Consider the following 26,792-nt stretch of genomic DNA (forward strand, 5'->3'; position numbering starts at 1 on the left):
GGCCGTCAGAGGCGGATACGCGCCTCAGGATCGTAATCGAACGCCTCAAAATCCGGCGCGTAGAGTTCGACGACTTTCTCCCGGAAATCCTCAGGCAATGTGATCGGCCGGCTCGGTAGGCGGGCCTGATTGAGCCTCACCTCCGGCACCTTCAAGTCGATAGAGCGGCCGGCGAGGATCTGATGCAACGTCTCGATATCCTTGTCGAAATCTTCCACCGAAACAACGAAATCGTAGTCGACCTCGCCGAACCGGGTTATGCGAACCTGCTGCTCGAAATGCACGTCGAAACCGACCCCCAAGCGCTCGATCAGCACCATGAAGCGCGCTAGGTCGACCGACCGGTGCAGTGCATCGAGCCGGCAATCCCGCCGGTTCTTCGATGAAACGAAGCTGGCGCCAAACCCTCTCGCCTCCGCAAGCAGGTACGTTGCGAAATCGCCGTTGCGAATGGTTTTGTGGATCTTGTCCTTGTAGCCCGATATCACGCGCCGGAACGGATCGCGCTTGGCGCAGAACCAGAAGTAATCCGCCAGCTCGACGCGCAACCGGGAAATCTCCTGCGGATCGATTTTTCGGATATCGACGCCGCTGTCGCGAACGCGCTTTCTGGCGGCGGCAGAACGCAGCCAGCGCCTCGGATTCTGAGAGGTTTCTTCCATTCCAGCTGTTTGCAGCATGGCGTAGTAGAGGGTCGTCGATGCGACCTTTTCTGTCACAACGTAAACCAGCTTTTGATTGTGCAGGATAACAGCGGTCGTCTGCCGGTTTCGGCGCGAGCTTTTCTGCATGCGGCAGCTCTACTCTTCCAGTGTTTTCGACGTCTCCCGCAGCTTGCATATTCCTCGACGTTGAAACCGGCAAGCCGCTGAAACATTACAAATGCTCATTTGCACGGATTCCTGCGCTTTAACTCGATGAACGGAAGCATCTTCGAATAACGTGACGCAAGAACACTGCTGAGAGTCGACAGTTCATGCGGCCGTACCGGCGGGTTGCCGCGTTTGCTTGTTCGCCATTCATCTCATCTCTGCGCGGGTAGCGCGCGTCCGAAATCCGGCCATTTCCACTGGAACGCCGCTTATTCCGGGCGTTGCGCCTTTCGCTTTGAGTCATCATTTCATCCACGAACAAAGGGCCCTTGAGTCTCGTCGCGCGTCTCGCAACAGGTTGAGTAAGCGGATGACGTAGAGCCCGTAGCCCGGATGACGCAATGATCGTATCACGCAAGCACGCGTTCATCTTCATACATCTAGGTCGGGCCGGCTCAGTGCCGGCCGGCGGCCCGCACCTTGGAACCCGGTGCGAGTAAAGTCGAAAAAGACAGCAAAATCAGGGCAAAGGAGCTGATCTGGTGCCCCCTGCCGGACCCAAACCGGCACAGCCACAGGCCCAGGAATTTCCGTCCGTTCATGCGCCCGGTTTTCCGGCATTTTTACTTTCGCACGGGGTCGCTGTGTTGCGGTACGGCACACATCCGTCACACCTCGTTTTACCGTGGAAGTTCGTTGGTCGAGTTGCAAAATCCTGTGTGACGGATAAACCGAAGATCGGCGCGGGCGTGATGGAATGGTAGACATACCGGACTTAAAATCCGGAGGCCTTTGGCCGTGCGGGTTCAAGTCCCGCCGCCCGTACCAGATCGAACTGGAATGGTGACGCAGTTTGAGCTCATTTTCGCTAGACGCATCCCGTCATCGAGCAAGGACCTTCGCCTTAACTCGCCCAAGACGTACGGGGCAACTATATCAACAGATGTCCAATTGCGGGATGCAGAGCCTCTTTAAGGAGTTACTTCTTCTAATGTCCTGTCTTGTCTGCGCGAACAAACCAGACCAGCATTGCAGGAACAATTACAACCTCAACACAAATGACTACCCATATCGATGTGTCTTGCTTTTCAGGCAAACCGAATTCTACTACTGACATTATTCGCCCGACACCACCGATGACAACGATTGCCAGAGCGGCCGTCATTGGCACTGAGTATCTCTCCAGATTGCGAACAAAGATAATCAGGAAAACACCAAATCCCACCCAAATCGCCGCAAAGAACCTGAAAATATTGTTCAACGCAGGATCGCTGAATCCATCGCCGAGATCAGCCCCCAATGCCTGCTGCGAAGCTACACCCTGATAGAACTCAATCGTTCCGGTCGTCAGCGGAATTGCAGCCAAAATACAAACCAGTAGCTTGAACACATTCATGAAACCAATCCTACCGAGAACTAGATTGTGTTTTGTCCGGCTGTAAGCACACGACCGATTTCTTGTCGATGCAAACAAGGGCAAGGTCGACGAATGCCGAAGGCGGCAATTTGGTCGTTCCAAGGCGGTTAATGGAGCCTTCGCCAGTTGCACCCAGCGGCAATGATCTATGGCGGAGTATTCAAGAAGCACCGTGATTGGCTATTCAACGAGTCACGGCTGGCCCGCCCGGAAGCGGGCCCGATACAATCCGCCGACTACGACTTCACAGCCCCATATTGCTCCGCACCATAGCCAGGTATTCGGGATCCTCCATCGCCTTGCGCGCCGAAATGAGCTGCTCTGCATCCGGGCCGGCAATGTAGCGCATCTGGTCCGTCCCGTCCGTTGCAGCTTTCCAGACCGCTTCGGCGACGATGATCGGTTCTGAATGCTGGCTGCCCGCTTGCTGCATTCCCGCCAGGACTTTTTCAAGGAAAGGCGTATAGTCTTCCTGGCTCGGATCGATATCCAACAAGCTTCCCGTGGTTTCGGCAAAGTTGGTGTTGATCATGCCGGGTTCGATCATCTTCACTTTGACCCCGATGGCGGCAAGCTCGAAAGACAGAGCTTCGCTCATCCCTTCTACGGCGAATTTCGAGCCGTGATAAAGCGTGCCCAGTGGGAAGGTGACCTTGCCGCCCATGGAAGAGATGTTGATAATTGTTCCTTCGCCGCGGGCGCGCATATGAGGCAGAACGACCTTTGTGCAGAGCAGCGGGCCGATGACGTTTACGTCAAACTGCATACGGATTTTGTGCTCAGGTGTCGCTTCCAGAATGCCGTAAGCTCCGTAACCTGCGTTGTTCAAAAGAACATCGATTGCGCCAAAGCGCTCGATCCCGGCCGCCATGGCAGCTTCGATCGTGTCCAACTTGGTCACATCCAGTGCGGTAACAAGAACATTGTCGAGGGCGTTCAACTCGGTGTCTTCTTCCGGCTTGTCGCGGACCGTCGCGATTACGTTCCAGCCCTTCTCCTGAAAGAACTTTGCGGTCATGCGGCCAATGCCGCTGCTGCAACCAGTGATCAGAATGGTCTTAGTCATGTCGTTTCCTTTCAAGATGTTCTTTCATCCTGGCGGATGGCCCAAACGGTCCACAACGCCATAATGAGGTCGGTCGACCCGACAAGCAGCATGCCCACGGGCGCCTTGCCCAAGAGAACAGTCGCTAGGGTTGCGGTGAAAAACCAGGTGCGGCCCTTCCAGCTCATGTGGAAGAAGCCTCGGTTTTCGGTGCGGGCCGCAGTAATGTAATAATAGGCGAGGCCCAGCGTCAGGATCGCCACGGTTGTAATCCAGTGGTCGGCAGCGGGCTCCATCCCGTAGATCGGCAGGGCCATGTTGGGCACCAAGAGGAATGTCACACCCGCGCCAAGGGCATAAATCCCGTAGGCCATGATACTGATCGCGGCTTTGCTCATTGAAACTGTCCTTCTATCCTGACTGCTTTGGCACTTACGCCACCAGCCGTTCTGCTTTCCCATGTTCCGAGCATTGGGGTTCTCGCTGGCCATCACTGGCCAACCGTCATCGCGTCTCTACTCGTCGTGCGAGAGCCTGTTCTTCAGGAAGCTGGGCTCCCAACCCAATCAGCTTGTTGATCTGGTTTGGTGCCTGGACCAGCGAGACGTGCGCGTGATCGCGCTGCTGGCTTTGCACATCAGCCACACCAACGCCCACATTCTGGATCAGAGCGCCAAAGGTGCTGCCGTCCTGATTTTCGTATTCATGGGTTGTCTTGCCTCCCTAGAAATCCTTGCCTCCAATACCGTCGATGACCATTTGCCCGGCTAGTTTGGCAAACCGCCCCCAACTTTGATCGACCGAGAACAACGCTGCGTTTGTGAGCATGTGGTCGATTTGCCGGCGATTGGTCAGCGCAAAGGTCTGTGCGCTGAAATCGTCAATGATGACGGATTTCACGATGTTCTCGAAATTCAGCGCATTGCCGAAATTGCCAACGCCTGAGATGAAGTCCTCGGTCGTTTCGCCACAGCCGCCCCATGTCAGATAGCCATTGAGCCAGATATTCGGCGGCACATTGTTCACCGCAATCCCGCCATAGTTCAACTCGCGCACGGCTTGATGAACCCTGTCTTCATTGGCTTTGAGGGTGTCATTGTCCACCAGCATCATACAACCGAGCGAGCCGAGCAGTGTGTCGTTGCAAAACGCTGTGGCCTTGGTCAGGAAGTCGCTGGCGTCGTTTTCTGTATCCAAGGGCAATTCGCTGAAAACCTGGCAGAAAGCTTCATTGTGGACGGCAAAATCATCCTCACCAATACCGGGAATAAAGACGAAGTCGCTGTTAGGATGGGCGCCGCCTTCAGGCTTGAGCACCTCCGCTGTGGGTTGGTTTTCGAGGAACTGTTCTTTGGTTTTTTGCACACCGGGATAGTAGGTCGCCGTGCCGAAGGTCTCTTCCTGAATGGCCTTGCGCAAGGCGGTGATAAACTCTTCGCGCTGTGGCCAGTTTTTCGAAGTGATGATCGTCTGCGGCCGCCCACAAACCGCGCCGCCATTGAGTTTACCGACCGAGGCAATCTGGATCGCCCAGTGCTTCATCTCTTTCTCGGTCCACGCGCCCGGCACGATAATGCAAGGGTTGTTGCCGCCACATTCTGAGACCAGGGGAGCAGAAGCCGCACTTTGAATGGCGTGGGCCACGCCGGTAGAGCCTGTAAAGTAAATGGCCTCCAGCCCTTCTAGCGCCGACATGTCGCGACCTTGATCGCCATCAATGAAGGCTAGCGCCTTGCGCTCGATCAGCGGCGCAAAAATCTTGGCCCAGACTTCGTCGGTAGCCTCGTTCAACTGGTGCGGCTTATGGATGACGGCCTTGTTCTCTAGGAACAGCGCCATGGCCATTTCGATGGAGGAACTATAGTTGCCCGCACCCGACACGGCGATCACGCCCGCGGGCTTGTCCAGCGGGTCTACCTGTTTCGGCTCGCCTGCAATATGGAGCAGACCTATGGCTTTGCCGGCGAGCAGCTTGTCTTTCTTGTGGATCGGGAACACATCGACTTCATAGAGATTGTCACCGATTTTCTTGATGCCGTTTGCCTTCGGCAGCTCTCCACCTACCAGAGCCTCGTAAAGATGCCGGATGCCCATGAGCGTGTTGCCCATGGCGTTGACCGTGCTTGCGATCCCCTCGGCACCAGACACAGCGCCTTCCCCTGCGTGCTCGTTCTTCATTTTGGCATCCACCGCGCCAAGCTCATCGGCGTGGCGCAGCAGATTGCCCTGGATTTTTTCAATCAGTGCCAGCCGCTCCACGGCATCGGTGGCCGCCCAATCAGCGGGTTTAAGACTGTCAAGAGCTTCTTGTGCTCGCATCATTTGATCCCCGTTGCTTCGCTGGACATTGAGAGCAAACAAACAGGTAGAACTTGTTCTCCGCCAGTACGAAACGTGCCAGAATAATTGCGGATCGCGCCAACCTTGATGTGCTGATCTACTTTGCGCTTGGACAGCGATCGTGCGTTTCGCGCCACGATGGAAGCCGTATCGTCAAATGAGACCACTGCATACAGGCCGTCTTTGCTGTTTCGGTTTCTTCACAAGGCCAGGCTTCCGCCGTATGAATGGCGCGATGACCGAAACCGCCGCCACGCCCGAAGAGACCGCCGCCGACCTGTCGGTCGTCACCGCCGCCATGCTGGTGATCGGCGACGAGATCCTGTCGGGCCGTATCCGCGAGAAGAATGCCGGGCATCTGGCCGCATTGATGACGGCGATCGGCGTCGACCTGAAAGAGGTGCGCATCGTCTCTGACGACGAGGAGGCGATCATCGAGGCGGTCAACGCGCTGCGCGCCCGCTACACCTATGTCTTCACGTCGGGCGGCATCGGCCCGACCCATGACGACATCACCGCCGACGCCGTGTCCAAGGCGTTCGGCCTGCCATGCGATCACGAGCCGCGCGCCATGCAGATGCTCGCCGCCGTCTATGCCGAGCGCGGGCTGGAATTCACCGACGCGCGCAAGCGTATGGCGCGGATGCCGGAAGGTGCGGTGCATATCGACAATCCGGTCTCGATCGCGCCCGGCTTCATGATCGGCAACGTGCATGTGATGGCCGGCGTGCCGGCGGTATTCCAGGCGATGCTCGACACTGTGGTGCCGACGCTGCGCACCGGCCGCAAGCTGATGTCGCGCGCCGTTCACTGCCCGCATGGCGAAGGCACGATCGGCGAACCGCTCGCCGCCGTCCAGGACCGCTTCACCGATATCGCCATCGGCTCCTATCCGAAACACGACAAGGGCAAGTTCTGGACCGAGATCGTGCTGCGCGGCGCCGAGGAGGCGCGGCTCGATGAAGCCACGGAAGCGGTCCGCCAGATGATCGCCGGCCTCGACGGCTGAGCGGTCTCCACAGTTTCCTCACCGATTTCCCCTGCGGCGGCGCTTGCCGCGCGGGTCCAATGGGGCTATCAGCTTCGCCACCTTAGAAATGACCGCCGGGACCGATCATGTCGCTGCCTGAAAAAGCCTTTCCCGTTTCCTGGGACCAGTTCCACCGCGATGCCCGGGCGCTTGCCTGGCGGATATCGGGTGTCGGCAATGGCTGGCGGGGCATTGTCTGCATTACCCGCGGCGGGCTGGTGCCGGCGGCGATCATCTCGCGCGAGCTCGGCATCCGCATCGTCGAGACGGTTTGCGTGGCCAGCTACCACGACTACGCGACGCAGGGCGACATCCAGGTACTGAAGGAGGTAAGCGCCTCGCTCAGCACCGATGACGGCGAAGGCATCCTGATTGTCGACGACCTGACGGACACCGGCAAGACTGCCGGCCTGGTGCGCGCGATGCTGCCCAAGGCGCATTTCGCCACCGTTTATGCCAAACCCAAGGGCCGGCCGCTGGTCGACACCTTCGTCACCGAGGTCAGCCAGGACACCTGGATCTATTTTCCCTGGGACATGGGCTTCTCCTACCAGGAGCCGATCGCCAAGGACCACCACGGCTAGGTTTGCTCCGTGGCAAACACGGCCGCCCCGCCGCCCGCGAAGCCGGGCAATGGTTCGGCGGTCATTTTCATCCTGCTGACAGTTGTCATCAACATGCTGGGCGTCGGCCTCGCCTGGCCGGTGCTGCCAAAGCTCGTCCAGACGATGGGCGGCGGCTCGGTGGCCGAGGCGGCGGCGGCCTATGCGGTGATCGCCACCGCGTTCGCGGTGATGCAGTTCGCCTTCTCGCCACTGGTCGGCATGCTGTCCGACCGTTTCGGCCGCCGTCCGGTGCTGTTGATCTCGCTTGCCGGCCTCGGCGTCGATTACATGCTGACAGCGTTTGCGCCGGACCTGATCTGGCTCGCCGCCGCCCGCATAGTCGGCGGTATCTTCGGGGCCACCGCCACAACCGCCAACGCGGCCATGGCCGACATATCCAGCCCGGAGACGCGGGCGCGCAATTTTGGCTATATCGGCGCGGCGTTCGGCCTCGGCTTCATTCTCGGGCCGTTGGTCGGCGGCGCACTCGGCTCTGTCGACATCCGTCTGCCGTTCTTTGCAGCCGCCGCGATGGCCACGTTCAACGTCCTGTTCGGACTGGTGTTTCTACCCGAGACGCTGAAACGCGAACATCGCCGCACGATCGTCCGCAGCGAGGCCAACCCGTTCCGTGCGGTCAGGCGAATCGCCGCCTTCCCGGCCATCCTGCCGCTTCTGATCGCGTTGTTTGTCACCGCCATCGGCCAGCGAGGGCTTGAAAGCAACTGGGTCTTGTATGCCGATTTCCGGTTTGGATGGGACATCCGCGCGGCGGCATGGTCGCTCGCCTTCGTCGGCATCGCGTCATTTGCCGTGCAAGGCTTTCTTGTCGGGCCCGCAGTGCGCCGGCTGGGCGAATGGACGGCGGTGTTTTGCGGATTTGCCGTGAGCGCGGTCGCACTCGGCCTGTTCGTGTTCGCCGACAGCGGCTGGCTCGCCTACCCATTGATCGGGTTGCATATCCTGGGCAACGGTATCGCCAACCCGACGCTGGTGGCGATCTGTTCGCAAAGTGTCGACGAAACCCGTCAGGGACAGTTGCAGGGTGTCTTGAACGCGGTCAATGCGCTCGCGGTCGTCATTGGCCCGTTCGCTGCAGCGCTGGTGCTGTGGGAAGTCGCCCGGCCGATGCCGGTCCTCAATTTTCCGGGCGCATGGTTCGCACTCAGCGCCGTCTTTTATATCATCGCGGCCTGTCTCGCCTACCGCCACCGCGCAAGGCAGTCGCCATAAAAGAGGCCCGCGCATGCGCGGGCCTCAAAAAGGGTGCCGTGGGCTATCGATCAGATGCTGGACAGATCGATGCCGATGGTGATGGCGCCAATCGGGTTGCCGGCTTCGTCGGCAATCGTCACGCTGGCCTGCGACTGGAGGGTCTGCGTCGACTCGTCCTTCTCGACCTCGTCGACGAACACTGCCGACGGGCCCATGCCGTAGGTCTTCTGCCACTTGCCTTCGTCGCCCTGCCAGTAGTCGGAGGTAACGTCGCTCTGGCCGACATTCAGGCCCTTGTTGTCCATCACGAACACTTCGGTGATGGTGCCGCCCGACTCAGCCTGCCTGGAACGCAGGAAATCGGAAAGTTCGTTGGCCAGCACGTCCTCGATCAGCGTGGTGTCGCCGCCATCGACGCCGGCGCGCCACTTCTGGTCGAGCGCATCGATATCGGCCTGCGAGATGCCGGCATTCTTGTCGTTCTGCGCCTTGACGGCATTGACGACGATCGGATCTGTCAGCCACGGCATGACATTTTCATTCACGTATTCGGTCACTGCCGGAACGTGTTCGTCCGCGGCAACCGCCTGTCCGCATGCGCATGCCACTACGGATGCAGCCAGGATATGCTTGATGGTCGTGTTGATCATGGTGTCTCCTCACCAGGTTTCGTTCTCGACTGGGGAATTGCGATCGGCAGAGCGTTCTAGAACTCTTCCCAATCGTCCTGCTGTACGGCCAAGGCCGTGTTTCCGCTGACGACGGGCACCGGGCCGGCCGTCCTGGGTGCGGAACTGGGTGCCGGCGCCTGGCGGGCCGGCGTGTCTTCGGCGGCATGCGGAACCGTGAAGCGGCTGATCGCGTCCTTCAGCACTTCGCTTTGTGCCTGGAGGTCCTGGCAGGCCGCATTGGTTTCCTCGAACATCGCCGCGTTCTGCTGCGTCGTCTGGTCCATGCTGACGACGGCAGAGTTGATCTCCTCAAGCCCGGTCGACTGTTCGCGGTAAGAAGCCGCCGTCGCCTGGATGCGCTCGTTGATGTCGCTGATCTGGCTTTCGATCTGCAGCAGTGCATCGCCCGTCTCGTTGACCAGCTTGACGCCTGAATTGACCTGTTCGCTCGATGCGCCGATCAGCTGCGAGATCTCCTTGGCGGCGTTGGCCGAACGCTGCGCCAGTTCGCGCACCTCGTGGGCGACGACCGCGAAACCCTTGCCGGCATCGCCGGCGCGCGCGGCCTCGACCCCGGCATTGAGCGCCAGAAGGTTGGTCTGGAAGGCGATCTCGTCGATGACCGAGATGATCTGGCCGATCTTCGACGACGAGTCCTGGATGCGGTCCATCGCGCCGATGGCGTTGCGCATCACCTCGGCGGACGCCGCGGTGTCGTTCTTGGCCTTGACCACCATTGTTTCGGCTTCCGCCGTCTGTTCCGAAGACTGGCGCACGCGGCTTGTCATCTCGTGCAGCGACGCAGCCGTTTCCTCCAGCGCGGCGGCGGTCTGCTCGGTGCGCTTGGCCAGCGTATCGGCCGACTTGGCGAGTTCACCCGATGCTCCGTCGACGCCGAGCGATGTCGACCGGATATCGACCAGTGTGGAGGCAACCGCCTCGACCATGCGATTGAAGTCGCGCTCGATCTTCTCGTAGTCCTCGCCAAGCCCGGACAGCCGTGCCGTGAAGTCGCCGCCGGCGACGACTTCCAGCGCGCGGCCGATTTCGGACACCGCGTCGGTCTGCGCCTGTGCGATTGCTTCCGAGCGTTCTGCATTGTGCTGGCGTTCAGTATCGAAGGCGCGGCGTTCGTTTTCCGCAGCCTCGCTCTCGGCCTGCTTGGCAATCGTGTCCTTGCGGAACGTGTCGAGCGCGCGCGCCACGAAGCCGATCTCGTCGCCATTTTGCTGATAGGCGACTTCGCTTCCGTAGTCGCCCGCCTGCATGGTTTCGATACTGGTGGTGATGGCCTTGAGCGGCGTGCCGATCAGGCGGCGCAGCGCAAACAGGAACAGGCTCAGCGACAGCACGATGACCACCGACTGGATGGCCAGCAGGATCAGTGCGTTGTTGCGCGCCTGGACGTAGATCGGCGCAGTCGTCCATGTCGTGACAACATGGCCGGGGATTTTGCCGAGCTTGTCTTTGGCAAGCGGCACCACGATGGAGACCGCGCCGGAAGCTTCACTGACCGTCTGCGGCGATTCGCTTTGATTGGCCGCATCGATCACCTCGGCGGCAGGTGCGCCCTGCGCCGCGTCGCCGGCACCCTCTGCGACCCAGCTGTCGACGGTTTCGCCGTTCTTGTTGAGCGCAAGGAAGCCGACAAGGTTGAGTGAGGCATCGCCGCGATGCAGCGTATATGCGTCGCGCACCACGTCCGGCTTGTTCCATCTGATCCCGCCGGCGGCGATCGAGGCGAACTGTTCGCTTTCCTTCAACCACCGGTCTTCTGCAGCGGCCAGGTAAGCCGATGTCTCATTGCTCCAGGAAAAGGCCGCAAGAGCGGCGATACCGAGAATATTGGCGACGACCATGACGGCCGCGAGTTTCGAGGTCAGCGAAAGGCCTGCAAGCCGGTCCTTCATGAAAATTCTCCCCTCGGACCGGTCAGCGGACGCGCCGGTCTTAACGTCAATTCAGCACTGTTCGATGAGACATCCGCGCGGGCCGCAATCCGGGAGAATCATTCCCGTGGCCGAAAGGAAATTCGCGGTAATCGGACGCTAACGCTCATTCGTTAAGAATTCTGAGGGGCGACAAGTCGTAAAAATCGCGATGACGCTGCGTAAGAAAACTGCAGGTTGCGCTCAACAGCGGCAAATCCCGGAATTCCGGGCTTTGTGCCGGCGCAATCCCATCGGGGTGTTTATCCCCGGCATCCACATCGGCATGCACAACATATTGCGTTAACGGTTTTGCGGAAATCTATCTCTTGACCGTATTGGGCGAGTCGCTTTTTATGAACGTCACGTGACAGGAGTCGCCGTGCCGGAATGTTTTTCTTCTGCCGGTGCTTTTCATTTTCGTTCGGGATGTCGGCCTTGCGACCGCGATTTTTCGTGCATCGCAGGACACGGGATCGTGTGTGTCTGGGTAGGGGTGCGTCCCCCGGAAATTGGGGTTCTGCTGGCTTGTTAATTCTATATTTAGTGTTTGCAACCAGCATAACCACAAGATAGTGTGATCCTCCTGTCCGGAGCGATTCACCGCAAGAACCGGGCGGCAATCAGTAACAGTTGAGGTTTCTGGCTTTTCAAGCGCCGGTGTGCGCGAAGGTGAGCCGGGGGCCAAGCGGGACGGACCGTGTCAACGGGCCGAATGGGGTTGTGTGGACTTTGTCCGGGCCTATGGGCGGCTGGGGACAAAACACTATATATAGATGGATAGGGGTTAGCATGCGCATTGAACGCCGCTTCACCAAGGAAGGTCAGTCCCCGTACGCGGAAATCGCGTTTCGCAAGGCGACCAGCGAGATCAGGAACCCGAACGGCTCGATCGTTTTCCGGCTGGAAGACATCGATGTGCCGGAGCAGTATTCGCAGGTTGCCGCCGACATCCTGGCGCAGAAATATTTCCGCAAGGCGGGCGTACCCGCTCGTCTGAAGCGTGTCGAGGAGAACTCCGTCCCGTCCTGGCTGTGGCGTGCGGTCGCCGACGAAGAAGCGCTGGCCGAACTGCCCGAGGACGAGCGCTACGGCTCGGAGACGGATGCACGTCAGGTGTTCGACCGGCTTGCCGGCACCTGGACCTATTGGGGCTGGAAGGGCGGCTATTTCGAAACCGAGGAAGACGCTTTGGCCTTCCGCGACGAGATCGCCTACATGCTCGCCACCCAGCGCGTCGCGCCAAACTCGCCGCAGTGGTTCAACACCGGCCTGCACTGGGCCTACGGCATCGACGGCCCCGGCCAGGGCCATTTCTATGTCGATCCCTTCACCGGCAAGCTGGTGAAATCGAAATCCGCCTATGAGCACCCGCAGCCGCATGCCTGCTTCATCCAGTCGGTCGGCGACGATCTGGTCAATGACGGCGGTATCATGGATCTGTGGGTGCGCGAGGCGCGTCTGTTCAAATACGGCTCGGGCACCGGCTCCAACTTCTCCGAACTGCGCGGCGAAGGCGAGCGGCTGTCGGGCGGCGGCAAGTCGTCGGGCCTGATGAGTTTCCTGAAAATCGGCGACCGGGCCGCCGGCGCCATCAAGTCGGGCGGCACCACGCGCCGCGCCGCCAAGATGGTCGTCGTCGACGTCGACCACCCCGATATCGAGGGTTACATCGACTGGAAGGTCAACGAGGAGCAGAAGGTCGCCGCTCTGGTCACCGGCTCCAAGACCGTCAAGAAGCACATGACCGCCGTCATGAAGGCCTGCGTCAATTGCGAGGCCGACAATGACGAATGTTTCGACCCGGCCCGCAACCCGGCGCTGAAGCGCGAGATCCGCGCCGCCAAGAAGGCGCTGGTGCCGGAGAACTATATCAAGCGGGTGATCCAGTTCGCCCGCCAGGGCTACACCGATATCGAGTTCAAGACCTATGACACGGACTGGGATTCGGAAGCCTACCTCACAGTATCCGGCCAGAACTCCAACAACTCGATCTCGGTGCGCGACGAGTTCCTGCGCGCCGTCGAGGCCGATGGCGACTGGAACCTGATCAACCGCATCGACGGCAAGGTGGCGCGCACCGTCAAGGCGCGCGACCTGTGGGAGCGCGTCGGGTATGCCGCCTGGGCGTCGGCCGATCCGGGCATCCACTTCAACACGGCGATGAACGACTGGCACACCTGCCCGTCTGAGGGTCGCATCCGTGCATCCAATCCGTGCTCGGAATACATGTTCCTCGACGACACGGCCTGCAACCTCGCCTCGATCAACCTGTTGCAGTACCGCGATGCGGCGACCGGCGCATTCGCCATCGATGCCTATGAGCACACGGTGCGGCTGTGGACCATCGTGCTCGAAGTCTCGGTGATGATGGCGCAGTTCCCGTCGAAGAAGATCGCGGAACTGTCCTACAAGTACCGCACGCTCGGTCTCGGCTACGCCAATATCGGCGGGCTTCTGATGACCTCGGGCATCCCGTACGACTCGGATGAAGGCCGCGCCATCTGCGGCGCGCTGACCGCCATCATGACCGGCATTTCCTATGCCACGTCGGCCGAGATGGCCGGCGAGCTTGGCCCCTTCCCCGGCTACAAGCCGAACGCCAAGAACATGCTGCGCGTCATGCGCAACCACCGCCGCGCGGCCTATGGCGAAGGCCAGGGCTATGAGAGCCTGTCGGTCAACCCGGTGCCGCTGAAGGCCGCCGACTGTCCCGATCCGGCGATGATCGAACATGCGAAGGCCGCCTGGGACAAGGCGATCGAGCTTGGCGAGAAGAACGGCTACCGCAACGCGCAGGCGACCGTCATCGCGCCGACCGGCACGATCGGTCTCGTCATGGACTGCGACACCACCGGCATCGAGCCCGATTTCGCGCTGGTGAAGTTCAAGAAGCTGGCCGGCGGCGGCTATTTCAAGATCATCAACCGCGCCGTTCCCGCCGCGCTGCGCACGCTCGGCTATGGCGAGGCGGAGATCGCCGAGATCGAGGCCTATGCGGTCGGCCACGGCAACATGAACCAGGCGCCGGCGGTCAATCCGGGCGCGCTGAGGGCCAAGGGCTTCACCGACGAGAAGATCGAGGCCGTCAACGGCGCGCTCAAAAGCGCCTTCGACATCAAGTTCGCCTTCAACAAGTGGACGCTCGGCGAAGAGTTCTGCCGCGAGACGCTCGGCCTGACCGACGAGCAGCTCGACGACATGAACTTCGACCTTTTGGCCGCCATCGGCTTTTCGAAGGCCGATATCGAGGCCGCCAACATCCACATTTGCGGCGCCATGACGCTGGAAGGCGCGCCGCATCTGAAGGAAGAGCACTATGCCGTCTTCGACTGCGCCAATCCGTGCGGCAAGGTCGGCAAGCGCTACCTGTCGACCGACAGCCACATCCGCATGATGGCCGCTGCCCAGCCCTTCATTTCCGGCGCCATCTCCAAGACGATCAACATGCCCAACGACGCCACTGTCGACGACTGCAAGTCGGCCTACATGTTGTCGTGGAAACTGGCGCTCAAGGCCAACGCGCTCTACCGCGACGGTTCCAAGCTGTCGCAGCCGCTCAACGCCTCGCTGATCGAGGACGAGGAGGACGAGGACGACGCCATCGAGGCGATCGTCCAGGCGCCGGCGGCCGCGCGTGCCGTCGAGGTGACCGAGCGCATCGTCGAGCGGATCATCGAGAAGGTGGTGCGCGAGCAGGAGAAACTGCCGACCCGGCGCAAGGGCTACACCCAGAAGGCCAAGATCGGCGGCCACACCATCTTCCTTCGCACCGGCGAATATGACGATGGCCGGCTCGGCGAGATCTTCCTCGACATGAACAAGGAAGGCTCCACGCTCAGGGCGCTGATCAACAACTTCGCCATATCCGTTTCGCTGGGGCTGCAATATGGCGTGCCGCTGGAAGAGTATGTCGACGCCTTCGTCTTCACCAAGTTCGAGCCGGCCGGCATGGTCCAGGGCAACGACGCCATCAAGTCGGCGACGTCGATCCTCGACTATGTGTTCCGCGAACTGGCGGTGTCCTACCTCGCCCGCCACGACCTAGCCCATGTCGACCAGTCGGAGTTCTCGACGACCCCGATGGGCCGCGGCATCGCCGACGGCAAGACGCAACCCGTCTCCACCGGCTGGACGCGCGGCCACAAGCTGTCCGTCGTCACCGGCAGCCAGTCCGGCGGCGAGCCTGTGGGATCGGCGGCATCAGCCCCCGGCAAGCCGGTCGCGCCGACCGCGTCGAACACCAACACGGTGACGGCGATTGCGGCGGCCACCGCGCGCACCAGCCTGGCGCCGAAGGCCGAACCGCTGGATGAGCCGTCAGCCTTCAAGCGCGACTACGAGGAACGGCAGGCCCAGTTTGCGGCAGAAAACGACGCCGACACGGAAGCCGCCGAAGCCGCGGCCACCGGCCTGTCACCGGCTGCCGAGCGCGACGCCAAGGCCGACGAGAAGGCGCTACAGGCCGACCGCCGCATGCGGGCGATGGCGCAGGGTTACACCGGCGACATGTGCACGGAATGCTCCAACTTCACCATGGTCAGGAATGGCACCTGCCTGAAGTGCGACACCTGCGGCGCGACGTCAGGGTGTAGCTAGCGAGCACAAAAAGCATTAGCATATCTTCCCGCATCAGAAGAATTGATGCGGGAACTTAGTTTTTTCAGATGACTGACAGCCCTAAGAAAACATGCTTCGTAATCGGCCCAATCGGATCCGTTGGAAGCGAAACTAGGCGGGACGCCGATTTCCTATTGAAGGGGATTATTCGCCCTGCGGTCGAAACTGAATTGGACTTAGATATCTGGCGGGCAGACGAAGATAGCCGACCGGGTATGATCACCGATAAAGTAATTACCGATATAAACGATTGCGATCTTGTAATCGCCGATTTGTCGGAACTAAACCCAAATGCCTTTTACGAGCTGGGAATACGTCACGCAGCCGCGAAGGCCACGGTTCATTTAGCATCTACAGGCACAAAACTGCCATTCGACAATGTTGGCCATAGCGTAATATTCTTCGATAAAAAGGACTGGGCAAGCATCGAAGACGCTAAGAAAAAACTTCGAGAGCAATGCCGAATCGCAATATCTGACGATTTTGAAGTCTCAAATCCGGTAACTCAAGCAGTTACTCGAAAAGTAATGCAAGCCTCAGCAACCGGATCAGATAAGGTAATATTAGATCTGCAGAATAGAATTCGTCATTTGGAACAAAATAACGAATCCTCAATTGACACACAATCAACCCCAATAAACGCAGAAACTATAGCGTCGATAATTAACGATACCCAAGAACGTCTTGGGGAGAAGTACTCTGAGTTTAGTATAGATGGCTTCGTCCAAAAGTTGAATAGTGATGAGGTATTTTTAAAAAGAATAGAGAAATTGTATAGGTCATTCGAGTTTCGTCGAATAGGTGATATAATAGATAGTTTTCCAATCCCATTTTAAAATATAAGTAGGCATTATTAGATATTATTTTAATTTTATGTTTCACGCTATGTTTCTTGAAATTTTACATGTGACCAAAGTCAACTTTTAAGCTTAATACTCTACTCCGTCATCCTAGGGCTTGACCCTAGGATCCATTCCATGAAGCTGGAGCGATGGGCGGCTATGTCTACATGCTCGCCAGCAAGAAGGACGGCACGATCTATACCGGCGTGACCGCCGACCTCTCGCAACGCGTCTACGATCACAAACAGCGCATCAACACCAAGAACTTCACCGCTCGCTACGGCGCTGTCCGGCTGGTCTGGTACGAGGATTACGACGACATCACCGACGCTATCCAGCGCGAGAAGTCGCTGAAGCGCTGGCGCAGGCAATGGAAGGTCGACCTGATCGAATCGATCAACCCGGAATGGAACGAACTTTATTCCGGTATCGCATGGTGAGGTCGCCGCGAGCACGGAATGGATCCCAACGCGACGACGGCGCTTCGCTTGTCGTTGGTCAAGCCCTAGGATGACGACCTTCACTATCTGATGCGGGCTAATCGCCGGCATCCCGCTCCGGGCCGTTGGATCGAGTCCGCCGCAATTCCCGGAATTCCGGCGTTTTCGCAAAAACTTGTCCACCGCCCCAAAACCTCGCTTACCATCACTCCCGCCTTCTTTTGGAAGCCGGGTCTAGAACCGACCGCCCGGAAGAGGGACGGTGCCTGCTGGGGTGAGGAGTGCTCGCCCGCAGGTCGGTCCATCGGCAACGAGTTGTCGATTGGAACGACGAACGCCCGTAGGTGAAGCACGTATCGCGCAAGCGGGCGAAACGATCCAGTGGAACGTTTCGAGTGCGGAACTCGAAGGGCCTGCGGCGGTGTCAGGTCACTCACCTGGGTGATGAACCCCCACGGCAGGGCGGCATGAAGCGGCGCGCGCAGTCTTGTTTTCCCGGACTTCGTTCCGGGCCGCCGACCGAAGCTGCAAGACCACCGAGCGGGCGGTCCGAGGATCGCTATACTCAAAAGACGTTGCGATGCTTCGACCGCCCGTCTTCCAGAATATGAACAATCCGGTCTCGGAAACGAGGCGCGGCGATGGTGGCGCACGCGCGTTCAACGCCGGCCCCCGCATGGCTGCCATGCGTCTTGGCGGTTGCCTGCCGGGCGGGTTCGGGCTAGGTGGGCACAGTCATCCAGGACCCGGTGTCACACCGGGTGTTCCCGGCCGCCGTTCTGCCGGACAATCGTTCTGCTCAAGCTCCCCTGTGCCACGCTCCGTATGGCGCAGCAATCGCACGGAAACCCTTCTTCATGCCTTCACTTGCCGCCTACCGGGCACAATGGTTCGGCAATGTGCGCGGAGACCTGCTCTCCGGGCTGGTTGTCGCGCTCGCGCTCATTCCCGAAGCCATCGCCTTTTCCATCATCGCCGGCGTCGATCCCAAGGTCGGCCTTTACGCCTCCTTTTCGATTGCCGTGCTGATCGCATTTGTCGGCGGACGGCCGGGGATGATTTCGGCGGCAACGGCGGCAACCGCCGTGCTGATGGTGACGCTGGTGCGCGATCACGGGCTGGAATACCTGCTCGCCGCCACCGTGCTGGCCGGGCTGCTGCAGATCGGCGCGGGACTTCTGAAGCTCGGATCGGTGATGCGCTTCGTCTCGCGCTCGGTCTTGACCGGCTTCGTAAACGCGCTGGCGATCCTGATCTTCCTCGCCCAGGTGCCGGAACTGATCGGCGTGCCGCTGCTGACCTATCCGATGGTCGCCGCGGGCCTGGCGATCATCTACCTGTTCCCCTATCTCACCCGGGCGGTCCCCTCGCCGCTGGTCTGCATCGTCGTCCTGACGGCGGTCGCGATGGCGCTCGGCCTTGAGGTCCGCACTGTCGGCGACATGGGCGAACTGCCGTCCACGCTGCCGATCTTCCTGATCCCGGACATCCCGCTCAATCTCGAAACGCTGATGATCATCCTGCCCTATTCGGCCGCCGTCGCCGCCGTGGGCCTGCTGGAATCGCTGATGACCGAGCAGATCGTCGACGACCTGACCGACACCCCTTCCGACCGCAACCAGGAATGCATCGGCCAGGGCATCGCCAACACCGCAACCGGCTTCATCGGCGGCATGGCGGGCTGCGCGATGATCGGCCAGTCGATCATCAATGTGAAGTCGGGCGGCCGGGGCCGGCTGTCCACCTTCACCGCCGGCATCGGGCTGTTGTTCCTGGTGGTCGTGCTCGGCGATCTGGTCAGCGCCATTCCGATGGCCGCGCTCGTCGCCATCATGATCATGGTGTCGATTGGCACCTTCTCATGGTCGTCGGTCCAGTCGCTTCGAACCCATCCGCGGTCGTCGTCCATCGTCATGCTGGCGACGGTGGCCTGCGTCGTCCTCACCCACAATCTGGCGATCGGCGTCGGCGTCGGCGTGCTGCTGTCCGGCCTGTTCTTCGCCTGGAAGATCGCGCAGATCTTCCGCGTCACCTCCGAACTCTCCGAGGACGGGCGTGAGCGGCGCTACCGTGTCGAAGGGCAGCTTTTCTTCGCCTCGACCGAGGCGTTCACGGCGGCCTTCGACTTCAAGGAAGCGCTGGAGAAGGTCGTCATCGACGTCAGCCGCGCCCATATCTGGGATATTTCCAGCGTTGCGGCGCTCGACATGATCGTGCTCAAGTTCCGCCGCGATGGCGCGGATGTCGAAATCGTCGGCCTCAACGCGGCCAGCGAGACCATCGTCGACCGGCTTGGCATCCACGACAAGCCGGGCGCGATGGAACGCCTGATGGGCCACTGAGGGGAGACTTCGGACATGACATCGACAATCACAGCCCTCATTGACGGCTCGGTCTATGCGGCGGCTGTCTGCGACCACGCGGCCTGGATCGCCGGGCGCACGCAATCGGATATCGCGTTGTTGCACGTCATCGGCCGCCGCGACACCGGCAGCGAACCTGCCGATCTCTCCGGCAGCATCGCGCTCGGTGCGCGCTCGGCACTATTGAAGGAACTCAGCGCGCTTGACGAAACCCGCGCCAAGCTCGCCCAGATGCGCGGCCGCGCCATTCTGGACGACGCCAGAGCGCGTCTCGCCGAAGCCGGCGTCGCCGATGTCTCCACCCTGCTTCGCATCGGCGACGTGTCGGAAACGGCGAGCGAATTCGAGGCGCAGTCGGAGATGCTGGTGATCGGCAAGCGCGGCGAGGCAGCCGATTTCGCCAAATTGCATCTCGGCTCCAATCTGGAACGAGTGGTGCGCGCGGCGACGAAGCCCGTCTTCGTGACCTCGCGCGCCTTCAAGCCGATCGAGAGCTTCATGATCGCCTATGACGGCGGCGCAAGCAGCATGAAGGCGATCGATCACGTCGCCCGCAGCCCGCTTTATGCCGGGCTGGAATGCCAGCTGGTGACCGTCGGCGCGGAAAGTGCCGAGACCACCAAGCGCCTCGACGACGGCAGGCGGATCCTGGAAGGCGCCGGCTACACCGTCCGCCCCCGCCTGCTCGCCGGCGAGCCGGCGAAGGCCATCGCCTCGATCATCGACGAGGACGGCGTCGACATGCTGGTGATGGGCGCCTACGGCCACAACCGCATCCGCAGCCTGATCATCGGCTCGACGACATCGGAAATGGTGCGCTCCTGCAGGATCCCGGTCGTGCTCTACCGCTAGGGGCATGGAGTGCCCGGCATTTGCATCGCGGCCACCTGCTGCTAGGAAGCGGCCATGTTGAAAATTGATATTCCCGCTTCCTTTGCCCTTTCCGGCGACCGCCTGAGCCTTGAGCCACACGACCCGGACTTCGTCCAGAACCCCTATGCCGCCTATGCCGAATTGCACCGCGTCGCGCCGGCATGCGTCTGGGAGCAATACGGCCATTGGTGTTTCTTCGGCTTCGATACGGTCAACGCGCTGCTGCGCGACCGCCGCTTCGGCCGCCAGATCCTGCATGTCGCCAGCCGCGAGGAACTCGGCATGGCGCCGCCCGAACCGGGGCTCGCCAATTTCGACGCGGTGGAGGCGCACTCGCTTCTCAACCTCGAACCGCCCGGCCACACCAAGCTGCGCAAGCTGATCAACAAGGCCTTCGTGTCGCGCCAGGTCGAACGGCTGCGCCCGCAGATCGCGACGCTCGCCAACAAACTGATCGACAGCTTTGCGCCCGACAAGCCGTTCGAACTTCTGGTCGACTACGCGACGCCGATCCCGCTGGTGACGATCTGCGGCATGCTCGGCGTGCCGGCTTCCGAGGGCCCGCGCCTGCTTGAATGGTCGCACGCCATTTGCCGCATGTATGTGCTGGCGCCGTCCGAAGCCGACAAGAAGGCCGCCGACGCGGCGTCGCGCGATTTCGACTTATTCCTGCGCGATCACATCGCCCGCCACCGCAAGACGCCCGGCGACGATCTGTTGACGGCGCTGATCGCCGCCGAGGAGGACGGCGAGACGCTGACGCTCGACGAACTGGTCTCGACCGTGGTGCTGCTGCTCAATGCCGGCCACGAGGCGACCGTCCACCAGATGGGCAACGCGATGAAGTCAGTCACCGAGAGCGGCATCGATCCGGCCGCACTGTTTGCCGACGACAAGGCGGCGGAAGCGACGGTGGAGGAATGCCTGCGCCATGACGCGCCGCTGCACATGTTCACCCGCTATGCGCTGGAAGACATGGTGTTGGAGGCCGAGGGCCGCGAGATTGCGCTGAAGACGGGTGACCGGATCGGCCTGATGCTGGGCGCGGCCAACCGCGACCCGCGCCGCTTTGCCCGGCCGGAGGTGTTCGATCCGAGCCGGCCGAACAACCAGAACGTCACCTTCGGGGCCGGCATCCATTTTTGCATCGGCGCGCCGCTCGCCCGCTTGGAAATGCAGGTGGCGCTACCGGCGTTGTACCAGCGCATGCCGGAGCTGAAGATCGACGGGCCGTTTCGCTACGCCGACATCTACCACTTCCACGGGTTGGAACGGGTGCCGGTGCTGCCGGGCTGAATGTTGGCGGGGGCTCTGCTAGCAGACCTGCACGCCGCACTGCTCGATGGTGAACAGGATTTCCGGCTCGGTGCGGAACCCATCGAACTGGCGACCGTCGCGGCACTGGGCGCGCGCCTCATAGGTCTGGCGTGCGCCGAGCTGTCCTTCCTGGATGTTGATATAGTATTCGACCGCGCAATCCTTCTCGACCGCCAACTGGTTGGACAATTCGTCCAGCCAAGCCGGATCGGAGGACTGGGCAAGCGCCGGCGTGGCGGCGAGCGACGCCGCTGCGGCTAGGATGATCGCTCTGGAGACGTTCGGCATCGGGACCTCCACCGGTTTGACAGGGTAGAGGCTAGCCGATGCGCAGGCGCGGCGAATTGCGGTATGTCAATGGCGGGCGGACCCGCCACCGATTGTGAAGACGCAGCTGGCTCAGCCGGTCTTGTCGAGCGCCTGGTCGATGTCGGCGATGATATCGGCAACGTTTTCGATGCCGATCGACAGGCGCACCACATCGTTGCCGGCGCCAGCGGCAGCGCGCTGTTCGTCCGACAACTGGCGGTGCGTGGTCGAAGCCGGATGAATGACCAGCGTCCGCGTATCGCCGATATTGGCGAGGTGGGAGATGATCTCCAGGCTTTCGACGAACTTGACGCCGGCCTCGTAGCCGCCCTTGACGCCGAAGGTGAACACCGCTCCGGCGCCGTTCGGGCTGAGCTTTTCTTGCATGGCGTGGTTCGGATGGTCGGCAAGGCCGGAATACTCGACCCAGTCGACCTTCGGGTGTGCCTTGAGATGCTCAGCCACGGCCAGCGCGTTGTCGCAATGACGCTGCATGCGCAGCGGCAGCGTTTCGATGCCGGTCAGGATGTTGAAGGCGTTCATCGGCGCGATCGCCGGGCCGAGATCGCGCAGGCCGAGCACCCGGCAGGCGATGGCGAAAGCGAAGTTGCCGAAGGTCTCGTGCAGCACCACGCCAGCATATTCGTCGCGCGGCTGCGACAGCATCGGGAACTTGTCGGAAGCCGACCAGTCGAAGGTGCCGCCGTCGACAATGACGCCGCCCATCGAGTTGCCGTGACCGCCAAGGAACTTAGTCAGCGAGTGGACGACAATGTCGGCGCCGTGCTCGATCGGCCGAAGCAGGTAGGGCGAGGCCATGGTGTTGTCGACAATCAGCGGCACGCCGGCGTCGTGGGCGACCTTGGCAATCGCAGCGATGTCGGTGACATAGCCGGCCGGGTTGGCAAAGCTCTCGACGAAAACCGCCTTGGTGCGCGCGTCGATCTGGCTGGCGAAGCTCGCCGGATCCTTGGCGTCGGCCCAGCGCACTTCCCAACCGAAATTCTTGAACGAATGGCCGAACTGGTTGATCGAACCGCCATAGAGCTGACGCGCGGAAACGAAATTGTCGCCGGACGTCATCAGCGTGTGCAGCGCGATCATCTGCGCGGCGTGGCCGGACGCAACGGCAAGAGCGGCCGTGCCGCCTTCCAGCGCGGCCAGCCGCTCTTCCAGAACCGCCTGGGTCGGGTTCATGATACGGGTGTAGATGTTGCCGAAGGCCTGCAGGCCGAACAGCGATGCGGCGTGTTCGGTGTCGTTGAAGACATAGGCCGTGGTCTGGAAAATTGGCGTGATCCGGGCCCCGGTCGCTGGATCAGGCTGCGCGCCCGCATGGATTGCAAGGGTCTCGAAACCCGGTACGCGTTGTGCCATGAAATGTTCCTCCTGAGTAAACTCGGCATTCCTTGTGGCGGGCTTAGGCCAGCCTGTCAAAGAGGATTGTTGCGCATAGTCACCGCATCCGGAAAACGCGTTTCAATTCAGCGGCGAATTCCAAAACTCTGGTAGCCGGAGCGAAGCTGCGGCCGGCGGGCCGAGATCACCGCCGAGTTTACCCCGTTCCAGCGGATTTCACCGGACAGGCGGCCATATTCGATCTTCGGGCAGCGGTTCATGACGACGCTGACACCCCGCTCTTCCAGCCGCGCGGCAGAGGCATCGTCGCGCACCGTCAGTTGCATCCAGACGACCTTGGGCAGGACCGGCATCGCCAGAATCTCGTCGGTAATCGCCGGCACTGCGGACGAGGCGCGAAAGATGTCGATCATGTCGACCGCTTCCGGCAGATCGGCAAGGCTGGCATAGACCTCGCGGCCGAGGATCTGGCGTCCCGCCTGCCCCGGATTGATCGGATGCACCGTGTAGCCCTTGTCGATCAGGTACCGGGTGACGAAGAAACTCGGCCGAACCTGGTTGGCCGACGCCCCGACAATGGCAATCGTGCGCACCGAATTGAGAATGCCGCCGATGTAAGCGTCGGTATAAGCGTCATGATCCATGACCGCTCCTTATCACTCCGTATCAGGCTTGTCTTCCGGCGGGTTTGCCTCACACCACTGTTTCACCGCCTGCAAGTCGTTGGCGATTGCTTTGGAAATGCCGCGCTTCATGAAGGGTAGCATGAGGCGCGGTACGAGATTGCGCGCGGTTGCGGCAAGGCGATTTTAGTCGCCCGGGTTCGAATGGCTATGCTACAGGAAACAGATGTTGAAACGCCGGACTAGTTACTGGGCGATTACCGCGGTCCTAGTGACGTTCGCATTGATTGTCGGGGCGTTGCTGCAGGGCACCATCGGTCCCGACTTCACTTTTTGTGGCCCGGCTGAACGGAACTGCGTTCGAGAGTGGATCGGTGCTCTGAGCGGATGGGCCGCGGGAGCAGCAGCTCTGATTACAGCGTGTGTCGTTTACCGGCAGTTCAGCGAGATGCGGCGACAGACCGACTACCTAATCGGCGACGCCCCTCCGACAATGTCTGCCAGACATCACGACAATATCGAAATCGGAGATATTGAGCTAAGAATTGCCAACTGGGGTCGGAGCGCATTCGACCTTCGCGAGGTCCGAATTTCAGGTACTCCATTTCGATCATCGATATCTGTTATGCAGGTCGTTGTAGATTCGAATCAATTCGATCACATGGAAACGGGAGTGATAGATCCACCGGTCCCTGTCGCCGGGTGGGAGAATCGCTCGGAACCTCCGCCAATCTGTCGTATTGATGTTTTCCTCCACGCGGATGATGGGATAGACAATGTTCCCGACCAACTACTCGTGGAGTTCGAGACTATTCTCGTTCTTCACAACGGGCGTCGGGAACTCGAGTTAACCGCAGAGCTCACCGTTAATCGAGATGACTTCGGCTGAACGTGAGACTGTTTAGATTTACGCGGACTTGTCTGCGTCCGCATTGGCCTCGCACCAGTGTTTGACCGCCTCGAGATCGTTGGCGATCGCCTCGGAGATGCCGCCCTTCATGAACGGTAGCATGATGCGCGGCACGAGATTGCGCGCGGTAGCCGTCATCTCCATCGAAAGCAGCGTGCCGCCGAATTCCGGTCTGACCGAAAACACCGTGTCCCAGACCGCGCCGCCGGCCTCGGAGACCAGCCGCACCCGTTTGGGCGGGTCGTATTCGGTCACCTCGATTTCTGTGGCCGCCTGGCGCTTGCCCATCTTGCGGATTTCGCGGAAGCGGGCGCCAACGCCACGGCGGTTCTGCGACAGATACTCCACACCGACCACTTGCGGCGCGGCCCTGCGGAACTTGTCGATATGAGCGATGGCGTCGAAAACGGTCTCCATCGGCGCGTCGACATGGCAACTATGGGTGATCTTCATCGACATCCTGCTTCGCATCGCCGCACCGCGCGTCTAGTCGCTATACGGTCAGGCCGCAAGCGCAAGGTATCGGTAGTCAAAGAGCTGGCGGTCGAAACCGAGTGAACGGTAGAGTGCGAGCGCCGGCTCGTTGGAACCGACCACCTGCAGCACCGCGCTGCGGACACCGTTTTCGCGAGCCCAGCGCATGAGCGCGCCGACCGTGCGCTTGCCCAGGCCACGCCCGCGGCTGTGCGCCTGCGTGGCAACCGACTCGATGACAAGCAGGCCATCATGGATCACGCCATAGGCAATGGACACGATCTCGCCCTCCTCGAAACTTGCCGAAAACAGCGTCTCGCTCTCAATCAACGACAGCATCCGGCGAAAGGTCGTGCCGTCGGAAACAGCGATGCGGTCGCGCGCCGCAAGCCACGCATCCGTTGGGCCGCTGGACTTCGATGCCTCCTCGCCCAAACCGTCATGCCGTTCGTCCAATCCCGCATGCAGGGTCAGCGTATGTCCATTTGCTTCATAGCCACGCGCTTCCAGCAGATCGGCGGCAAGGCCGTCGATGCTCATCAGCCGGATACGCGGCCCCTGACCATGGCCGCGATAAAACTCCTCAATCCGGTCGATCGTCGTGTCGTCGAGCGCCGGCGCGCCGCGCAGCGCATTGGCCGAGTTGGTGCGGCGGATCGTGCCGCCCGAGCGGCGCAGAGCCAATCCCGCGACTGCCACCTCCTCGTCCGCCGGCCAGGCGGCGCGGCATGCCATCTCGGCGCGCCAGCAGAAGTCCGTATCCGACATGAAGCGTCTACTCCGGCAGTTGCATGAACCCGTCGGTATCATTCGCCGCGAATGGATTGAAGGCCAGTTCCCAAAGATGTCCGTCGGGATCGGCAAAATAGCCGGAGTAACCGCCCCAGAACACCTTCTCCGGCCGCTTGACTTCCCTGGCTCCGCAGGCAAGCGCGTGTTCGAACGCCGCATCCACATCGGCCTCGCTGTCGAGATTGTGCGCCAGCGACACGGCTCTGAATCCCGATCCGGTCGCGTCGACGCCTGCATCGGCGGCCAGCGCATCGCGCCCGAACAGGCCGAGCACCGTGCCTTTGAGGCAAAAGAATGTGACGGCGTCATTGGAAGCCGAAGACTTCGTAAATCCAATGCGCTCGTAAAACGCGCTCGAGGCCGCGATATCGGCTACGCCGAGCGTGATCATGGTGATGCGCGGGTCGAACGCCATGGCTTTTGCCTCCGTGAACAAAGAGCGAACACACTAGGGGACCAGCCGCCGAAAGACAATCCTCTTTTGTCCACAAAGACGAGACCCGGCGTGCTCACCAATAGCGCAGTTCGTTGCCGCATTCGGGGCAAACCCAGTCGGCCGGCAGATCATCGAAAGAGACGCCGGGCGGAATGCCGCCCTCGGGATCGCCGATGCGCGGATCGTAGGTATAGCCGCACTGATCCTCGGTGCATTTCATCGCGCGCATCGGGTCGCGGCCCTGTGCGAGAACCGGATGCCTTGCCGACAAGATCAAAGCCGGTGCTGCCAGTATCTGAACACCGGCAGTGCGGATCAACTTGCGGCGCGTCCAGAGCGCCGGGCGGGACGGGATATGGATCACGGAACGG

At 60.8% G+C, this 26,792-nt stretch carries 24 protein-coding genes, 1 tRNA gene and 1 other annotated feature; of the genes, 11 read left to right on the top strand and 14 right to left on the bottom strand.

The annotated features are described in order from the left end of the window. Positions 1–5: 5 nt before the first annotated feature. Entirely contained in the window at positions 6–791 is a 786-nt protein-coding gene (locus tag ACO06R_RS15000) for a sulfotransferase family 2 domain-containing protein (protein ID WP_421851617.1), read from the bottom strand. A 764-nt stretch (positions 792–1,555) separates the two neighbouring features. Between ACO06R_RS15000 and ACO06R_RS15005 the strand changes: the two genes are divergently transcribed. Beyond that, positions 1,556–1,640: transfer RNA gene (locus tag ACO06R_RS15005), tRNA-Leu, on the top strand. A gap of 160 nt (positions 1,641–1,800) precedes the next feature. Here the strand turns inward: ACO06R_RS15005 and ACO06R_RS15010 are convergent. The 3 genes from ACO06R_RS15010 to ACO06R_RS15020 form a co-directional block, all read right to left on the bottom strand. Then, complete coding sequence (locus tag ACO06R_RS15010) at positions 1,801–2,208, bottom strand: DUF4345 domain-containing protein (protein ID WP_421851619.1); 408 nt, start codon at positions 2,206–2,208, stop codon at positions 1,801–1,803. A gap of 265 nt (positions 2,209–2,473) precedes the next feature. Next, positions 2,474–3,295: an SDR family oxidoreductase gene (locus ACO06R_RS15015; protein WP_421851622.1), complete on the bottom strand. Its 822-nt coding sequence runs from the start codon at positions 3,293–3,295 to the stop codon at positions 2,474–2,476. Positions 3,296–3,306: 11 nt separating this feature from the next. Further along, positions 3,307–3,672, bottom strand: coding sequence for a hypothetical protein (locus ACO06R_RS15020; protein ID WP_421851625.1), 366 nt, complete (start codon positions 3,670–3,672; stop codon positions 3,307–3,309). A 61-nt stretch (positions 3,673–3,733) separates the two neighbouring features. Here ACO06R_RS15020 and ACO06R_RS15025 point away from each other — a divergent pair, with 61 nt between their 5' ends. Beyond that, entirely contained in the window at positions 3,734–4,045 is a 312-nt protein-coding gene (locus ACO06R_RS15025; RefSeq protein WP_421851628.1) for a hypothetical protein, read from the top strand. Here the strand turns inward: ACO06R_RS15025 and ACO06R_RS15030 are convergent. Continuing rightward, positions 3,998–5,596 carry an aldehyde dehydrogenase family protein gene (locus tag ACO06R_RS15030; RefSeq protein ID WP_421851631.1) on the bottom strand — a complete coding sequence of 533 codons (1,599 nt, stop codon included), beginning with the start codon at positions 5,594–5,596 and terminating at the stop codon, positions 3,998–4,000. The genes ACO06R_RS15025 and ACO06R_RS15030 overlap by 48 nt on opposite strands. A gap of 253 nt (positions 5,597–5,849) precedes the next feature. Between ACO06R_RS15030 and ACO06R_RS15035 the strand changes: the two genes are divergently transcribed. The 3 genes from ACO06R_RS15035 (at position 5,850) to ACO06R_RS15045 (ending at position 8,482) form a co-directional block, all read left to right on the top strand. Further along, the gene (locus ACO06R_RS15035) at positions 5,850–6,623 is read left to right on the top strand and encodes a competence/damage-inducible protein A (protein ID WP_421851634.1); all 774 of its coding nucleotides are present in this window, start codon (positions 5,850–5,852) and stop codon (positions 6,621–6,623) included. Positions 6,624–6,730: 107 nt separating this feature from the next. Next, on the top strand, positions 6,731–7,228 hold the full coding sequence (gene gpt / locus ACO06R_RS15040) for a xanthine phosphoribosyltransferase (RefSeq protein WP_421851637.1): 498 nt from the start codon (positions 6,731–6,733) through the stop codon (positions 7,226–7,228). 9 nt (positions 7,229–7,237) lie between these two features. Next, the gene (locus ACO06R_RS15045) at positions 7,238–8,482 is read left to right on the top strand and encodes an MFS transporter (RefSeq protein ID WP_421851640.1); all 1,245 of its coding nucleotides are present in this window, start codon (positions 7,238–7,240) and stop codon (positions 8,480–8,482) included. A 50-nt stretch (positions 8,483–8,532) separates the two neighbouring features. Here ACO06R_RS15045 and ACO06R_RS15050 read toward each other — a convergent pair whose 3' ends face one another. Together ACO06R_RS15050 and ACO06R_RS15055 are read right to left on the bottom strand one after the other, a co-directional pair. Beyond that, positions 8,533–9,114: a hypothetical protein gene (locus ACO06R_RS15050; protein WP_421851643.1), complete on the bottom strand. Its 582-nt coding sequence runs from the start codon at positions 9,112–9,114 to the stop codon at positions 8,533–8,535. 56 nt (positions 9,115–9,170) lie between these two features. After that, positions 9,171–11,045 carry a methyl-accepting chemotaxis protein gene (locus ACO06R_RS15055; RefSeq protein ID WP_421851646.1) on the bottom strand — a complete coding sequence of 625 codons (1,875 nt, stop codon included), beginning with the start codon at positions 11,043–11,045 and terminating at the stop codon, positions 9,171–9,173. A gap of 810 nt (positions 11,046–11,855) precedes the next feature. Between ACO06R_RS15055 and ACO06R_RS15060 the strand changes: the two genes are divergently transcribed. From ACO06R_RS15060 to ACO06R_RS15085, 6 genes are all read left to right on the top strand, one after another. Beyond that, positions 11,856–15,662: a vitamin B12-dependent ribonucleotide reductase gene (locus tag ACO06R_RS15060; protein WP_421851649.1), complete on the top strand. Its 3,807-nt coding sequence runs from the start codon at positions 11,856–11,858 to the stop codon at positions 15,660–15,662. 68 nt (positions 15,663–15,730) lie between these two features. After that, the gene (locus ACO06R_RS15065) at positions 15,731–16,519 is read left to right on the top strand and encodes a hypothetical protein (protein ID WP_421851652.1); all 789 of its coding nucleotides are present in this window, start codon (positions 15,731–15,733) and stop codon (positions 16,517–16,519) included. 155 nt (positions 16,520–16,674) lie between these two features. Continuing rightward, positions 16,675–16,965 (top strand): GIY-YIG nuclease family protein, encoded by a 291-nt coding sequence (locus ACO06R_RS15070; protein ID WP_421851655.1) that lies wholly within the window; start codon positions 16,675–16,677, stop codon positions 16,963–16,965. 739 nt (positions 16,966–17,704) lie between these two features. After that, positions 17,705–17,757, top strand: a sequence feature (sul1 is cis-regulatory element that is thought to sense ions involved in sulfur or methionine metabolism; They are found in Alphaproteobacteria). 65 nt (positions 17,758–17,822) lie between these two features. Beyond that, positions 17,823–19,307, top strand: coding sequence for a SulP family inorganic anion transporter (locus tag ACO06R_RS15075; protein WP_421851658.1), 1,485 nt, complete (start codon positions 17,823–17,825; stop codon positions 19,305–19,307). 15 nt (positions 19,308–19,322) lie between these two features. Continuing rightward, complete coding sequence (locus ACO06R_RS15080) at positions 19,323–20,180, top strand: universal stress protein (protein WP_421851661.1); 858 nt, start codon at positions 19,323–19,325, stop codon at positions 20,178–20,180. Positions 20,181–20,234: 54 nt separating this feature from the next. After that, positions 20,235–21,497, top strand: a complete 1,263-nt coding sequence (locus tag ACO06R_RS15085) for a cytochrome P450 (RefSeq protein WP_421851664.1) — start codon at positions 20,235–20,237, stop codon at positions 21,495–21,497. Positions 21,498–21,515: 18 nt separating this feature from the next. On the opposite strand, the gene ACO06R_RS15090 is transcribed toward ACO06R_RS15085, so the two are convergent. The 7 genes from ACO06R_RS15090 to ACO06R_RS15120 all read right to left on the bottom strand — a co-directional run bounded on the left by ACO06R_RS15090 (position 21,516) and on the right by ACO06R_RS15120 (position 26,785). After that, complete coding sequence (locus ACO06R_RS15090) at positions 21,516–21,806, bottom strand: hypothetical protein (RefSeq protein WP_421851666.1); 291 nt, start codon at positions 21,804–21,806, stop codon at positions 21,516–21,518. Between the two features lie 111 nt (positions 21,807–21,917). Continuing rightward, positions 21,918–23,204 carry an O-acetylhomoserine aminocarboxypropyltransferase gene (locus ACO06R_RS15095; protein WP_421851669.1) on the bottom strand — a complete coding sequence of 429 codons (1,287 nt, stop codon included), beginning with the start codon at positions 23,202–23,204 and terminating at the stop codon, positions 21,918–21,920. Positions 23,205–23,311: 107 nt separating this feature from the next. Continuing rightward, positions 23,312–23,830: a CoA-binding protein gene (locus ACO06R_RS15100; protein WP_421851672.1), complete on the bottom strand. Its 519-nt coding sequence runs from the start codon at positions 23,828–23,830 to the stop codon at positions 23,312–23,314. Between the two features lie 886 nt (positions 23,831–24,716). Continuing rightward, on the bottom strand, positions 24,717–25,172 hold the full coding sequence (locus tag ACO06R_RS15105) for an SRPBCC family protein (RefSeq protein ID WP_421851675.1): 456 nt from the start codon (positions 25,170–25,172) through the stop codon (positions 24,717–24,719). 48 nt (positions 25,173–25,220) lie between these two features. After that, entirely contained in the window at positions 25,221–25,961 is a 741-nt protein-coding gene (locus ACO06R_RS15110) for a GNAT family N-acetyltransferase (protein ID WP_421851679.1), read from the bottom strand. 7 nt (positions 25,962–25,968) lie between these two features. Beyond that, the gene (locus ACO06R_RS15115) at positions 25,969–26,400 is read right to left on the bottom strand and encodes a VOC family protein (RefSeq protein WP_421851683.1); all 432 of its coding nucleotides are present in this window, start codon (positions 26,398–26,400) and stop codon (positions 25,969–25,971) included. Positions 26,401–26,494: 94 nt separating this feature from the next. Further along, positions 26,495–26,785, bottom strand: coding sequence for a rubredoxin (locus ACO06R_RS15120; protein ID WP_421851686.1), 291 nt, complete (start codon positions 26,783–26,785; stop codon positions 26,495–26,497). Between the last annotated feature and the right edge of the window lie 7 nt (positions 26,786–26,792).

Origin of the sequence: Oricola sp., from assembly GCF_965230365.1 — a bacterium.
GTDB lineage: Bacteria > Pseudomonadota > Alphaproteobacteria > Rhizobiales > Rhizobiaceae > Oricola.

What these genes read in the sequence shown, in the direction of transcription:
- ACO06R_RS15000 (WP_421851617.1), bottom strand. Translation starts at nt 791, where the DNA reads ATGCAGAAAAGCTCGCGCCGAAACCGGCAGACGACCGCTGTTATCCTG.
- ACO06R_RS15010 (WP_421851619.1), bottom strand. Translation starts at nt 2,208, where the DNA reads ATGAATGTGTTCAAGCTACTGGTTTGTATTTTGGCTGCAATTCCGCTG.
- ACO06R_RS15015 (WP_421851622.1), bottom strand. Translation starts at nt 3,295, where the DNA reads ATGACTAAGACCATTCTGATCACTGGTTGCAGCAGCGGCATTGGCCGC.
- ACO06R_RS15020 (WP_421851625.1), bottom strand. Translation starts at nt 3,672, where the DNA reads ATGAGCAAAGCCGCGATCAGTATCATGGCCTACGGGATTTATGCCCTT.
- ACO06R_RS15025 (WP_421851628.1), top strand. Translation starts at nt 3,734, where the DNA reads ATGTTCCGAGCATTGGGGTTCTCGCTGGCCATCACTGGCCAACCGTCA.
- ACO06R_RS15030 (WP_421851631.1), bottom strand. Translation starts at nt 5,596, where the DNA reads ATGATGCGAGCACAAGAAGCTCTTGACAGTCTTAAACCCGCTGATTGG.
- ACO06R_RS15035 (WP_421851634.1), top strand. Translation starts at nt 5,850, where the DNA reads ATGACCGAAACCGCCGCCACGCCCGAAGAGACCGCCGCCGACCTGTCG.
- gpt (WP_421851637.1), top strand. Translation starts at nt 6,731, where the DNA reads ATGTCGCTGCCTGAAAAAGCCTTTCCCGTTTCCTGGGACCAGTTCCAC.
- ACO06R_RS15050 (WP_421851643.1), bottom strand. Translation starts at nt 9,114, where the DNA reads ATGATCAACACGACCATCAAGCATATCCTGGCTGCATCCGTAGTGGCA.
- ACO06R_RS15055 (WP_421851646.1), bottom strand. Translation starts at nt 11,045, where the DNA reads ATGAAGGACCGGCTTGCAGGCCTTTCGCTGACCTCGAAACTCGCGGCC.
- ACO06R_RS15060 (WP_421851649.1), top strand. Translation starts at nt 11,856, where the DNA reads ATGCGCATTGAACGCCGCTTCACCAAGGAAGGTCAGTCCCCGTACGCG.
- ACO06R_RS15065 (WP_421851652.1), top strand. Translation starts at nt 15,731, where the DNA reads ATGACTGACAGCCCTAAGAAAACATGCTTCGTAATCGGCCCAATCGGA.
- ACO06R_RS15070 (WP_421851655.1), top strand. Translation starts at nt 16,675, where the DNA reads ATGGGCGGCTATGTCTACATGCTCGCCAGCAAGAAGGACGGCACGATC.
- ACO06R_RS15075 (WP_421851658.1), top strand. Translation starts at nt 17,823, where the DNA reads ATGCCTTCACTTGCCGCCTACCGGGCACAATGGTTCGGCAATGTGCGC.
- ACO06R_RS15080 (WP_421851661.1), top strand. Translation starts at nt 19,323, where the DNA reads ATGACATCGACAATCACAGCCCTCATTGACGGCTCGGTCTATGCGGCG.
- ACO06R_RS15085 (WP_421851664.1), top strand. Translation starts at nt 20,235, where the DNA reads ATGTTGAAAATTGATATTCCCGCTTCCTTTGCCCTTTCCGGCGACCGC.
- ACO06R_RS15090 (WP_421851666.1), bottom strand. Translation starts at nt 21,806, where the DNA reads ATGCCGAACGTCTCCAGAGCGATCATCCTAGCCGCAGCGGCGTCGCTC.
- ACO06R_RS15095 (WP_421851669.1), bottom strand. Translation starts at nt 23,204, where the DNA reads ATGGCACAACGCGTACCGGGTTTCGAGACCCTTGCAATCCATGCGGGC.
- ACO06R_RS15100 (WP_421851672.1), bottom strand. Translation starts at nt 23,830, where the DNA reads ATGGATCATGACGCTTATACCGACGCTTACATCGGCGGCATTCTCAAT.
- ACO06R_RS15105 (WP_421851675.1), bottom strand. Translation starts at nt 25,172, where the DNA reads ATGAAGATCACCCATAGTTGCCATGTCGACGCGCCGATGGAGACCGTT.
- ACO06R_RS15110 (WP_421851679.1), bottom strand. Translation starts at nt 25,961, where the DNA reads ATGTCGGATACGGACTTCTGCTGGCGCGCCGAGATGGCATGCCGCGCC.
- ACO06R_RS15115 (WP_421851683.1), bottom strand. Translation starts at nt 26,400, where the DNA reads ATGGCGTTCGACCCGCGCATCACCATGATCACGCTCGGCGTAGCCGAT.